Raw genomic sequence first — 11,135 nt, 5'->3', positions numbered from 1 at the left:
CGCCGAACTTGTTCATGAGGTACTCGAGCTGCATGAGCTCGTCCCAGGTGCCGCCCACGCCCATGAGGAAGATCGCGTCGTAGCCCTCGTCGGCGATCTGGTCGGCCATGGCCGCCATCTTCTTGCCGGTCTCGACGAGCGCCTTGCCGTCCTCGAGATAACCCTCCTGGTCGAAGTTCATGATCTCGACCTTCTCCGTCTCTGCCATGAGCATTCCTTTCTCGTGTCGTCATGCGATAAGGCAGTGCGGGTTCGCCTGCGGCGCGGGCCTTCTCCCTCGCTCCGCGTCGCACGCGGTTCCGCTGATGACAAGATACCAAATTGGTTATATGACGTTATAGGATAACGGTGAGTGGTAGGATTTTGACGGTAAACGTATAGACGTTATATAACGTTATTTTTTTCATCACAACTCGTTCAAACTTCCCCGCCCCACGCGTCGCTTTGGGCAACACTTTGGGGACGGGTACGTTTGTGTCGAAAACGTCACAAACGTACCCGTCCCCAAAGTGACGTGTGGTTGGGTCTAGAGACGGAAACTGTAGTGCTTCCCTACTACATGCTGGAGCCCGAGGAACATGGGCTCGCCGTATTGATCGGAGTACTCGCCGCTCACGGTGAACAGTGGCTCGTTCTCCGCGACATCGAGCAATTCAGCGAGCTGCGGCGTCGCACGCTCCATGCTTAGGATGCAATCGGTACTGTTGCGCGGCACAAGCCCGGTCTTTTGTTCTATGACCTCGAAGATGGAGCAGTCTTCGAGATGCTCATCGAGCAGGAAGCGGTATTTCACCGGGTCGAAGAGGTTGTCCTCAACCATCAGGGGCACGTCGTCGGCCGTGCGCACACGAATGACGCGAATCGCGGCTCCGTTATCCGCGCCTCCGAAGAACCCGGGGCGATCGAGCGGGAGCAAGGCACGTTCGCACGCTACAAGCCGCGCGCCCGGGACGACGCCGTTGTTCTCGCAGGTCTTTGTGAAGCTTCGAACGATGTCATCGTTCTCGAACGGTGCCTTGTGCTCGGCTTCGGCCGTCACGAACGTGCCCTTCCCCTGGCGCTTGACGAGCAGGCCTTCCTTCTCGAGCACCTTCACCGCGTTGCGTACGGTGATGCGACTCACGCGGTAGATGTCGCCAAGCTCGAGCTCAGAGGGGATCTTCTCCCCCGCGCGATACAGTCCCGAGGCGATATCGCGGCGGATGTCTTCGATAACCTGAAGGTACAGAGGTTCTTGCGATGTGTGATCGAGTTCCGAGGGCATGACAGCGCCTTTCGAATACGTTATATGTTGTCTTGACACGTCATAGTATACGACCAGACGCACACCGACGACGATCCACTCGGCAAACGGTCTCAGCGTAAGGTAAACGTCCCGACGATGCCAGGAAGTCTATCTGTTGCGAGCAGGACGCAGCAGGAGCGGACGCAGAAATGAGAGATGCGTCTCGGAGAGCACGATGGAACAGAAGATGAGCACGAATCCCGCGACGAGCCTGCCTGTGAGAACCTCGCTAGCAAGCAGCACGGAAAACAGCACACCCGAGGGAGACTCGAGCGAAAGCAGGAGCGACCCGGTCGCAGGCGGGACGTGCGCGAGCGCGAGATTCTGAACGAGCATACCGATGCACGTGCAGAAGAGCGCAAGGAATGCAATGGTCGCGATAACCACGGGTGACCAAGCGATCGAGGTAATCGGCGGCTCGACAGCAAGCGCCGCAACGGCATCCATCACGCCGACGGTGAGAAACATCCAGAACGTGATAACGTTGACATCGAGCTCTCGGCCATACCGCGCTGCCGTGGCAATCTGGAGTGCGAAGAAGACGGCGCCGACAAGCGTGAGCGCGTCGCCGCGATTAACGACAAGGCTGTCGAGCGCCACGAGCGCGATGCCCGCCAAGCACAAAAGAGCCGCCCCGAGGTTGAAGCGTGTAAGCGGCTCACGTGCCATGAAGTAGCTTATGAATGGCACGAGAATGCAGTACGTCCCCGTGAGAAACGCGCTCTTGCCGGCTGTCGTCTCAACAAGACCAAGTGTTTGGAGCGCGTACGCGATGCCGAGCGATGCCCCCATGGCAACGCCGACAGCGACGTTCCTCGCGTTGAAGTGCCGGACGATGCGCCTGCGGAACAACGCGAACATGATGAGCGCCGATCCGAGAAAGCGGCATGCCAGAAGCGTGAAGGGCGACACGGTATCGAGCACGTCTTTCATGACGAAGAACGAGTACCCCCACACGACCGCCATCGCGGCGAGCATGAGCTTCCAAAACAGCGGCGAGCGGGCACCGGCGCCACGCAGGCGCGTACCCGGCGCACGGTCTTCGATTTCGACGGGAGCATCCGCCCCGAAGAAACCCTCTGGTTCCTGCGGAGCGGATGCGCTACCTAGATCGTTCTTGGACATAGCTTAGCGACGATGCTCCCGATAGTAGCGGATGAGCGCCTGAGTCGCCGGGTCCTGCTGCTCGAGAGCGGCGTCGTCATGGAAGGCCGGCGTAATCTGCTTGGCGAGCTGCTTGCCGAGCTCAACGCCCCACTGGTCGTAGGAGTCGATGCCCCATACCGTGCCCTGGACGAACGTGATGTGCTCGTAGACCGCGATGAGCTCGCCGAGCGCGAACGGTGTAAGCGTGTCGCCGAAGATCGTGGTCGTGGGACGGTTGCCCGTGAACACGCGCGCTGGAACGATCTCTTCCGGCGTCCCCTCGGCGCGCACCTCGTCGGCCGTCTTGCCGAAAGCGAGCGCCTTCGTCTGCGCGAGGAAATTGCCCAGGAAGAGCTCATGGACATCCTGATCGGAGTCCTTCACCGGGTGCGGCGTGTTCGCGAAGGCGATGAAGTCTGCCGGCACCATGCGCGTGCCCTGGTGGATGAGCTGGTAAAACGCGTGCTGGCCGTTCGTACCCGGCTCGCCCCAGAAGATCTCGCCGGTGGGCGACGTCACCGCGGAGCCGTCCCAGCGCACGCCCTTGCCGTTCGACTCCATGGTGAGCTGCTGGAGGTATGCGGGGAAGCGGTGCAAGTACTGGTTATAGGGCAGCACAGCATGGCTCTCCGCGCCGAAGAAGTTCACGTACCACACGTTCATGAGGCCCATGAGCGCGACGACATTCTCCTCGAGCGGCGTGTTCTGGAAATATTCGTCGATAGCGCGGAAGCCCGCGAGGAACTCCTGGAAGCGCTCGGGTCCCAAGGCCACGATGAGCGAAAGCCCTACCGCGGAATCCACGGAATAGCGGCCACCCACCCAGTTCCAGAAGCCAAACGCGTTTTCCGGGTCGATGCCGAACTCCGCAACAAGGTCGAGCGCCGTCGAAACCGCGACGAAGTGCTTGCGCGTCGCCTCAGCACAGCTCTCATCGGAACCGTCGATCGCGCCTGCCGCCTTCAAGGCATCGAGCATCCACGTGCGCACCTCGCGCGCGTTCGTGAGCGTCTCGAGCGTGGTGAATGTCTTCGAGACGATGATCACGAGCGTGGTCTCAGGGTCAAGGCCACAAAGTTTCTCGGCCGCGTCGTTCGGATCGATATTTGAGATATAGCGGCAGTCGATCCCTGCGTCAGCGTAGACCTTGAGCGCCTCGTATGCCATGACAGGGCCCAGGTCTGAGCCGCCAATACCCACGGAGACCACATGCTCGATCTTCTTGCCGGAAACGCCGCGCCATTCACCCGAGCGCACGCGGTTCGCGAAGGCGTACATGCGGTCGAGCACCTCGTGGACGTCCGCCACGACATCCTGGCCGTCGACGACGAGCGTACCCGCCTGCTCCTTCGGGCGGCGGAGCGCGGTGTGCAACACGGCGCGATCCTCGGTAGTGTTGATATGCTCGCCCGAGAACATGGCCTCGCGCCGCTCTTCGACGCCCGCGGCGCGGCCGAGGTCGCACAGGAGCTTGAGCGTCTCGTCGATGATGAGGTCGCGCGAGAGGTCGAAGTGCAGATCGCCAGCGTCGAACGAAAACTTCTCGACGCGCTCAGAGTCTGCAGCGAACCAGTCCTTGAGGCTGATCCCTTCCTCAATCAGGCGGTCATGATGCTCTTGAAGCGCCTTCCATGCAGGGGTTTGGGTAACGTCGATCGGCGCGGGAATGGTGGACATGCTGCCTCCTCGTTCAGTGCCAAATGCTCTCCGTGCGCACCGGGCACACGGACGTTTATATTTTACCGCGTTCGCCGCGACAGATGCGGCCGCACGTGAAATCGATGGTGCGAACGTACATTCCTGCGAGGTATGTCTACGCGGGCGGAACCTCTGCGATATCGACGAGCTCTACGGTATAGGCGAATTCTTCCTCATCGAGACTGCGACCGTTTACCGCCGCTTCCCCCACCTGGTTATCGAACGGGTCGCGGCGGATAGCCTCCGCCGCCAGCTCGAGCGGCGCGGCAAACGCGCGATTGAACACCGTGCGCCACGGATCGAGGTTGCCGAAGTAGAAGCGTCTAAGCTCCTCGTCGTGCGCACGATGTGCCCCGATACCGAACGAGCAATCCGCCCACAGCCACCCTGTCTTAGGCGTGTAAAACATGGCCCAGTCGTGTGGAGAGATGCAGTCGGGCGCCGCGTAGAGCCCGCTCTGCCACCGCGCGGCGACCCCCAAGCAGCGGCATAGCGTGATGAAGGTGAGCGCCATGACACCGCAGTCGCCGTAGCCCGTCGCGAGGCAGTAGTCCGGAATGACATCGAGTTGGATGTAAGACGGCTGGTAACGATACGAGACATGCGTCGTCACGTAGTCGTAGGCAGCTCGGGCGAGCTCAAGGGGCGAGTCGTCGCGCGCCGTCTCGCGGATCGCGCGGGCAATCTCGCGCACAAGCGGAGTGAATGCAATGTGCGGCGCCTCTTGGGCATAGTCGGACTCTGTAGGCGCTTCACATGCAGCCGCCTGCGCCCGCTCGCACGCCGCGGCGATGCCTTCGGACGTCCACAAATCTGTGTACGGAGCGTCGATACGGTACCGAAACGTGACGCTACGACTTCCCGATCCAGAAAACTGCCAGAACATGGCGCGGGCAGGCGCATCCGCAGCGGCAAGGCGACCTTCGGGAGAGGCGTCGAGCACTTCGATACGCGACTGCTGCGGTGCCTTTGCGGCTACCGGCAGCCAGATGCGAACATCATCCCCAGGCTCCACATCTTGCACCTCGATAGCAGCGCGAACCGTGATGTCGCGGGCGGCATGGCCGCTGCGGCGCATCTCGTCGCACATCGCCCGCCGCGGTGCAAGCATATCGCCATCCGCTGCATCCGCAGATGCGAGCCCCGGCACCTCCGCTGCGTAGATACTCAACGTATCGAGGAAATAGAAGAGCGTATAGGGCTTGCCCGCTATGAAGCGCACGTCGATTCGCCCCTTCGCCACAAGAGCGCGAACATCTTCGACGGTTACCTCCGCACCGGCGGCAGCAAGCTCCGCCACAGCCTTATCGAGGGGCATGCAGTACTCGCCCGCAAGCCGCGCGAGCCGGTACCATTCGAGGCGCAACCGGGGCACGAGCGGCGAGGATGGGTCGTGCTCGAGCACGTCGCGGCACAGGCGTGCCGCCTCGTCGAGATAACCCGCTTCCTTGCATCGCGCGATAGACGCAGGCAGGGCCATTCCCAAGGCCGCAACATCTGCCGCATACACATCGGGCGCGTCTTCAACCTGAACTGCGGGCACCATATCTGGACGCTCTTCGAAGCCGCTCCAAGAAACCGTCATCTTCCCTCCCCCTCCTGCCTGTTGGAACAGGCTACGCCACCTTACAGCGCACATCCGCGCGCCGTGTTGCCGCCCGTCTGATGATTTCCAGCATAGCATACACTCATCAAATATACAAACATGTGTTCGATTTTTTGAGGTATACTTGTCCCGTCGGGCACCGCGGGAAGGAGGCATCATGGCAGAGGACGAGCGCACGTACCTGTGCATCGATCTGAAGACGTTTTACGCGAGCGTCGAGTGCGCCGATCGCGGGCTCGACCCCTTCACCACGAACCTCGTCGTGGCGGACCCTGCGCGCGGCCCGAGCACCATCTGCCTCGCCGTGACCCCCGCCATGAAGGCGCTCGGCGTGCGCAACCGCTGTCGCGTGTTCGACATACCGCCAAGCATACGCTATATCAAGGCTCGACCGCGCATGCGCCACTACATGGAGGTTTCCACTCAGATCTATGGCATCTACCTCGAATACGTGAGCCCACAGGACATCCACCCCTACTCCATCGACGAGTGCTTCATCGACGCCACGCCCTACCTCAAGCTCTACGGCATCGACGCGCGCACCTTTGCCGAACGGCTGCGCCGGGCGGTCTTTGAGCACACGCGCATCACCGCGACGGCAGGCATCGGACCGAACCTCTTCCTCGCGAAGGTCGCCCTCGATATCACTGCCAAGCACGAAAAGGACGGCATCGGCGTGCTCAACGAGGAGACCTTTCGCCAAAAGATCTGGCCGCACCGTCCCATCACGGATATCTGGGGCATAGGGCCGGGCATCGCCGCGCGGCTTGAGAAGTACGGCGTTCGCGACCTCATGGGCGTCGCCGCGCTCGACGAGCAGATCCTCTACCGGGAGTTCGGCGTGAACGCCGAATACCTCATCGACCACGCCTTCGGGCGCGAACCCACCACCATCGCCCAGATCCAAGCCTACAAGCCGGCAGCCTCCTCGTACGTGAACGGCCAGGTGCTCCCGGAAGGCTACACGTTCGAGGACGCGCACACGATCTTGAAGGAGATGGTCGATGCGTCCGCGCTCGAGCTGGTGGAGCGGCACGAGGTCTGCGAGCGCATCTCGCTTTCCGTAGGCTACGAATACGTTCGCGGGGCGGCCGCGGCAAACGGCGCGGGCGCAGGGGCAAAACCGGCGCGAGCCGCAGCAGAGGCGGAGGCGGGCACCCTCTTCACCGGCGAGCACGGCACGCGACGCATAGGCGGCAGACGAAGCGGCGAGCGGGCAGGCGGCTCGCGCAAGCTTCCCTTCCGCACGAATTCCTACCGCAAGCTCATGGGCGCCTTCGATGCGCTCTGGGACGAATCGATCGATCGCACGCGGCTTATTCGGCGCATCTCCGTGGGACTCGGCAACCTCATGCCCGAGGAATTCGCTACCGTCGACCTTTTCACCGATACCGCGGCCGAAGGCCGCGAGCACGATCTTCAGCAAGCCGTCCTCGCCGTGAAGGGCAAGTTCGGCAAGAACGCGCTCTTGCGCGGCACAAGCCTCACCGAGAAGGCCACTGCGCGCGAGCGCAACGAACAGGTAGGTGGGCATCATGCCTAACGAACACAGGAGCGAGACCTCGCAGCTGCGAGCAGACGGTGGAATGCGCGCAGACCGTGCGGCGCAGTTCATGCCCTTCGCGGCCCTGCGCGGCTACTACGAGCTCATTCGCAAGCAGGAGCGCGTGCCCGAACCCAAGCACGAGCTCACCGATGAGGAGGCGCTCGCGCTCTCGCAAGTGATGCTTCGCGTGCGGCGCGGCCAGATGGTGCGCGTGGTCTACTACGACAAGGACGCCTACGTAACGCTCACTGGCTGCGTGGCGCGCGTCGACATCGTCGAGCGGGAACTCATGGTCGTGAAGACGAAGATACCGCTCGACAGCATCCGCTCGCTCGAGATCGTTCAAGCCTGAGGGGCTGGACGGTGCTTACGCCTCAAACGGCCAGTCCCCTGCTGCGAGCGCCTCGATCGCCTGGGCGACGGCATCGTCCTCGCAGCGCCCGATATGCCAGCGAGCCGCAGCGGCCGCCTCGGGTGTCGCCCCGGCCACGGCGACCGGGTGCCCGGCGACCTCGAACATCGCGAGATCGTTTCCTGCGTCGCCAAACACCACGACCTCTTCGGTCGAGATGCCCAGGTGCTCGCAGAGCCTCCGCACCGCGGCACCCTTGTTCCAACCCGCGGGCATGATATTCAGAAAACCGCGCATGGGGACATCGAAATCGAGTTCTTCAAATGCATCGTTCAGGCGGTCGCACAGGGCGACAGTCTCTGCCATATCGCCATCGATGAAGACGTTCGCCTTCTGAATCTCGAACGCGGGCAAGCCGTCGCAAGGAAGCGCCACCTCCGCGTAGGCGGACACCACACCGGCCATGTCCTCGCGCGTGCCCGCGCAGAGGTAGGGCTGCGTGTCCTCGAAAGCCGTGAAGCCGGAGCGCGGCACGTCGGCGAGCACCTCGATCAGACGCTCGAGCGCGGCACGGTCGGGCAGCCCATAGGCCACGCGCTCGCCCGCATGGTAGATCGCGAGGCCGTTCGTCGTGATACACGTCGCGCAGCACGCTGCATCGCCGGAAAAGAACGGCGGAATCTGCGAAACGGCGCGCCCGCTCGCCACGCCGATGGCAAGGCCTGCATCGAGCGCGGTATGGAAGGCGCGGCGCGTGCGCTCGGAAACATGGCCGCGGCCACGCGGCATGATGGTTCCGTCGATATCGCTCAAAATCAGCTTAACGCTCTGCATAGGGTTTGCCTCCAACGCATACAGTTTCATGCACGCCGTCGATGATAGCTCATGCGTGGGCACGCAGCGGGCGAAAGGAACGAGGATGAAACGGTTGTTCCTCATCCGCTCCGCCCTAAGGAGTGTTGGAAGGGGTGCCAGCGTATCCCGTGGACGATGACATCGCGGGAAACTCGTGTGCAGCATGTGCAGCGCCGCCCGCTTGGCCAAAGCGTGCTACGATGGCGCGGGGAACCCACGCGCGGCTCCCGATCAACCCAAGAAAAGGAGACGGTTGTGAACGACTTTACCTTCTACTCCCCCACCAAGATCGTCTTCGGGCGCGACGCCATCGACCGCACCGGCGAGGAGCTGGCGGCGCTCGGCTTCACGCGCGCCCTCATCGTCTACGGCGGCGGATCAGTCCTGCGCACCGGCACGCTCGACCGCGTGAAGGCGTCGCTCGACGCCCATGGCATCGCCCATGCGGAACTCGGCGGCGTGCGCCCCAACCCCGAAATCACGTCCGTCCGCAAGGGCATCGAGCTCGCCCGCGCGGAGCGCGTCGACGTGGTTCTGCCCGTAGGCGGCGGGTCGGCCATGGACGCCGCGAAGGCCATCGCCCTCGGCGCCTGCTATGACGGCGACGCGTGGGACTTCTTCGCGAAGCGCGCCACGCCGGCGCAGCGCATCCCCGTCGTCGCGGTGCCCACCATCCCCGCCTCGGGATCCGAAGCATCGAACTCCGCCGTCATCAGCAACGATGCCGAGCACCTCAAGAGCGGCCTCAACACCGACCTCAACCGCCCCGTGCTCGCCATCATGGATCCCGCGCTCACCTTCACGCTGCCGCCCTACCAGACGGCCGCCGGCGTAACCGATATGATCGCGCACATCATGGAACGCTTCTTCTCGGGCGAGCCCGCGGCCCCCGTGACCGATAACATCGCCTGCGGGATCATCCGCGCCGTGATGGACGCTGCGCCCCGCGTGCTCGAGAACCCCGAGGACTACGACGCCCGCGCCAACATCATGTGGGCGGGCACCCTCGCCCACAACGGCCTGGCCGGCTGCGGCACGAACGTCCCCGGCGGCCGCGACGGCGACTGGTCGTGCCACGGCCTGGAGCACGAGCTTTCCGCGCTCGACACCTCGATCACGCACGGCGCCGGCCTCGCGGTCGTGTTCCCAGCCTGGATGCGCTACGTGTGGCGCGAGCACCCCGAGCGCTTCCTCGATTTCGCGAAGGGCGTGTTCGACATCGAAGCGATCGACGACACCGAGGAGGCGGTGCGCGACGCCGTCACCGCGACCATCGACGAGCTGCAAGAGTTCTTCGTATCGCTCGGCATGCCGCGCACGCTCGGCGAACTAGGTGTTAAAGAAGCGGATATCGACCAGCTGCTTGTCGGCCTCAAGATCAACAAGGGCGAGGTCTTCGGCAGCTTCAAGCAACTCACGATTGAGGACGCGCGCGCCATCTACCGCAGCGCGCTGTAGACACGCTACCCTTGAAGGTTAGGAGGCGCGTCGGCGGGATCGCTCAGCCGACGCGCTTTTTCCATAGAGCCTCGATTGAAAGGGATCGCCCCGTGAACTGCCCTCCCATCTCCCGCCGCAGCGCGCTTGCCGCTGCAGGCTGCGCCACCGCCTCGATGCTCGGCCTCGCCGCCTGCGATATGCCGGGCACCTCGACGGATGACGACGAGCGCGTGACCATCTCCGACCACCCCGCCGAGCGGGAACCCGCAGAGCAGCCGAAACCGGAACCGGAACCAGATCCGGTCGAGAAGCTCTTGGGCTCGATGACGCTCGAGCAGAAGGTCGGCCAGCTCTTCATGGTCACACCAGAGCAGCTCACCGGTGTGGAGGTCGCCACCATCGCGGGCAGCATGACGCGCGAGGCCCTCTCGAAGATCCCGGTTGGCGGCCTCATCTACTTCGCCAAAAACCTCTCGAGCGCCGAGCAAGTCGTGAACCTCCTCGAGGGGACGGTCGAACTCGCGCGCGATACGGGCGCCGGCATTCCGCCCCTCCTCGGCATCGACGAAGAAGGCGGCCCGCTCGTGGCGCGCGTAGCGAACTCCGGCCTTTTCGACGTCGAGCGCTTCCCGAACATGGCCGAGATCGGCGCCACGGGCGACCCCGCGGAAGCGGCGGAGGTCGGCCGCGTCATCGGTACCTACCTGCACGAGATCGGTTTCAACCTCGACTTCGCGCCCGATGCGGACGTCCTCACGAACCCGAACAACTCCGCGATCGGTCAGCGCTCGTTCGGCAGCGACCCCGAGGTCGTGGCCGAGATGGTCGCCGCCGAGGTCGAGGCGATGCTCGAAACGGGCATCCTGCCCTGCGTGAAGCACTTCCCGGGACACGGTGACACCGCGGGCGACTCGCACACCGGCGCCGTGACGGCGGAGCGCGGCCGCGAGGAGATAGAGGGCTGCGAGTTCGCGCCCTTCCGCGCCGCCATCGAGGCTGGCTGCCCGTTCGTGATGGTCGGCCATATCCAGACACCGAACTTCGCCGCCGATGGCCTCCCTGCGTCGCTCTCCTCGGTCATGATGACCGACGTGCTCCGCGGCGACCTCGGATTCGAGGGCGTCATCATCTCTGACTCGTTCGCCATGGGGGCGATCACCGAATACTACCAGGCAGACGACGCGGCGTTCCGCTTCTTCGAGGCGGG

The 11,135-nt window shown here is 63.6% G+C and carries 9 protein-coding genes and 1 pseudogene; 4 read left to right on the top strand and 6 right to left on the bottom strand.

The annotated features are described in order from the left end of the window. The 5 genes and pseudogenes from QZ079_RS05075 to QZ079_RS05055 all read right to left on the bottom strand — a co-directional run. A pseudogene (locus QZ079_RS05075) lies at positions 1 to 208 on the bottom strand (SIS domain-containing protein); the annotation flags it as partial. Positions 209 to 526: 318 nt separating this feature from the next. Further along, positions 527 to 1,264, bottom strand: a complete 738-nt coding sequence (locus QZ079_RS05070) for a GntR family transcriptional regulator (protein ID WP_297035916.1) — start codon at positions 1,262 to 1,264, stop codon at positions 527 to 529. A gap of 129 nt (positions 1,265 to 1,393) precedes the next feature. Beyond that, positions 1,394 to 2,410, bottom strand: a complete 1,017-nt coding sequence (locus tag QZ079_RS05065; RefSeq protein WP_297035913.1) for a DMT family transporter — start codon at positions 2,408 to 2,410, stop codon at positions 1,394 to 1,396. Positions 2,411 to 2,413: 3 nt separating this feature from the next. Continuing rightward, complete coding sequence (pgi, locus tag QZ079_RS05060; protein WP_297035909.1) at positions 2,414 to 4,108, bottom strand: glucose-6-phosphate isomerase; 1,695 nt, start codon at positions 4,106 to 4,108, stop codon at positions 2,414 to 2,416. A 136-nt stretch (positions 4,109 to 4,244) separates the two neighbouring features. Continuing rightward, entirely contained in the window at positions 4,245 to 5,714 is a 1,470-nt protein-coding gene (locus QZ079_RS05055) for a transglutaminase family protein (protein WP_297035906.1), read from the bottom strand. Between the two features lie 178 nt (positions 5,715 to 5,892). On the opposite strand from QZ079_RS05055, the gene QZ079_RS05050 reads away from it, so the two are divergent. Together QZ079_RS05050 and QZ079_RS05045 are read left to right on the top strand one after the other, a co-directional pair. Next, on the top strand, positions 5,893 to 7,278 hold the full coding sequence (locus tag QZ079_RS05050; RefSeq protein ID WP_297035904.1) for a DNA repair protein: 1,386 nt from the start codon (positions 5,893 to 5,895) through the stop codon (positions 7,276 to 7,278). Beyond that, complete coding sequence (locus QZ079_RS05045) at positions 7,271 to 7,633, top strand: hypothetical protein (RefSeq protein WP_297035901.1); 363 nt, start codon at positions 7,271 to 7,273, stop codon at positions 7,631 to 7,633. The genes QZ079_RS05050 and QZ079_RS05045 overlap by 8 nt, the downstream gene beginning before the upstream one ends. Positions 7,634 to 7,648: 15 nt before the next feature. Here the strand turns inward: QZ079_RS05045 and QZ079_RS05040 are convergent, their stop codons facing one another. Next, a complete protein-coding gene (locus tag QZ079_RS05040) occupies positions 7,649 to 8,467 on the bottom strand; it encodes an HAD family hydrolase (RefSeq protein ID WP_297035898.1) in 819 nt (272 codons plus the stop codon). Positions 8,468 to 8,743: 276 nt separating this feature from the next. On the opposite strand from QZ079_RS05040, the gene QZ079_RS05035 reads away from it, so the two are divergent. Together QZ079_RS05035 and QZ079_RS05030 are read left to right on the top strand one after the other, a co-directional pair. After that, positions 8,744 to 9,946, top strand: coding sequence for an iron-containing alcohol dehydrogenase (locus QZ079_RS05035; protein ID WP_291289664.1), 1,203 nt, complete (start codon positions 8,744 to 8,746; stop codon positions 9,944 to 9,946). Between the two features lie 92 nt (positions 9,947 to 10,038). Continuing rightward, on the top strand, positions 10,039 to 11,135 hold a 1,097-nt coding region (locus QZ079_RS05030; protein ID WP_297035894.1), incomplete at its 3' end, for a glycoside hydrolase family 3 protein.

It is taken from the genome of uncultured Enorma sp. (genome assembly GCA_905210055.1).
GTDB lineage: Bacteria > Actinomycetota > Coriobacteriia > Coriobacteriales > Coriobacteriaceae > Enorma.
Note: the sequence above shows the minus strand (reverse complement) of the source record. Positions and strands in the feature narration are given on the sequence as shown.